Annotated in this window: 1 protein-coding gene; it reads left to right on the plus strand. The window is 68.1% G+C overall.

All coding sequences use genetic code 11. The annotated features are described in order from the left end of the window. Positions 1 to 265: 265 nt before the first annotated feature. Positions 266 to 1,435, plus strand: coding sequence for an IS30 family transposase (locus ACYVJ0_RS13495; protein ID WP_460818370.1), 1,170 nt, complete (start codon positions 266 to 268; stop codon positions 1,433 to 1,435). The last annotated feature ends 36 nt before the right edge of the window (positions 1,436 to 1,471 follow it).

Raw genomic sequence — 1,471 nt, forward strand, 5'->3', positions numbered from 1 at the left:
TGGCGGGTTCTAACGGTGGTCGCAACACCCCGAGTTTCGGGAGGTTGCGGCCACCGTGTCGTTTTCGGAGGAGAAGGATCGTCGCCGGGCCGAGTTCCTGGCGTTGTTGGAGTCGTTGGGCAGCGTGACGCTCGCGGCGCGCGAGCTCGGTGTGAATCGGAACACCGCGTTCGGCTGGGCTCGGAAGGTCGGGTTCCGAGTGAAGGCTTATCCGGCCCGCCCGCACCCTGCGAGGGGTGAGTTCGCCCGGCTGAGGGCGGAAGGAGTGTCGCGTCGGGAGGCGGCCGCGCAGGTCGGGATCCATGAGCGCACCGCGAGGGACTGGGATCACGGGGTCCGGCATTCGCGGAACTCGCGGTTCTACCCGGATGGGCGGCGTGTGGACTACGCGACCGGGCGCACCACGATGGAGTCCATGACGAGCCCACCGCCCGCGATACCGGAGCAGGTCGGCTCCCGGCTGCTGTCACTTGCGGAGCGGGAGAAGATCGCCGACCTGAGCCGGCTGAAGTGGTCGTTGCGGGCGATCGGGCGGGAGCTGGGCCGTCCGGCGTCGACGATCAAGCGCGAGCTCGACGCGCGGACTCGGGCGGATGGTCTCTACCTGCCTCATGCGGCGCATCGCGATGCGGCGATGCGGCGAGTTCGCCCGAAGCCGGCCAAGCTCGCCCAGCCCAGCCGGTTGCGGGACTACGTCGCGGACAAGCTGGCGGAACAATGGTCTCCGGAGCAGATCAGCGGCGTCCTGTCGCGTGATCACGCGGACGACGAGAGCATGCAGGTGAGCACCGAGACGATCTATCAGGCGATCTACGTCCAGGCCCGCGGCGGCCTCAAACGTGAGGTCGCCGATGCGCTGCGAACCGGCCGGACCCGCCGCAAACCGCACCGCTCGCCGGAGCACCGCACCAGCCGGTTCGTCGACCCGATGGTGATGATCAGCGACCGGCCCGCGGAGATCGAAGACCGCGCCGTCCCGGGACACTGGGAGGGCGACCTGATCGTCGGGGCGAACAACCAGTCCGCGATCGTCACCCTCGTCGAGCGCACCACCCGCTATGTCATGCTCGGCCACCTGCCCACCGGGGAACACACCGCCGAGACCGTCCGTGACGTCCTGGTCGATCTGATTGGCACGCTCCCGGCGCATCTGCGCGGGTCGCTGACCTGGGACCAAGGCGCGGAGATGGCAGCGCACAAGGCGTTCCAGGTCGCCACCGGCGTCCCGGTCTACTTCTGCGACCCCGCCTCCCCTTGGCAACGCGGCTCGAACGAGAACACCAACGGCCTGCTGCGCCAGTACTTCCCCAAAGGCACCGACCTGACCGTCTACGGCGCCGAGGACCTCGAACACGTCGCACAAAAGCTCAACAGCCGCCCACGCAAGACGCTCGGCTGGGATACCCCAGCCGAGCGTCTGCTACAACTCATTTAGTTCACTTGGCGTTGCGACGACCCCTTGAATCCGCCC

Source organism: Microbacterium petrolearium (assembly GCF_054782875.1).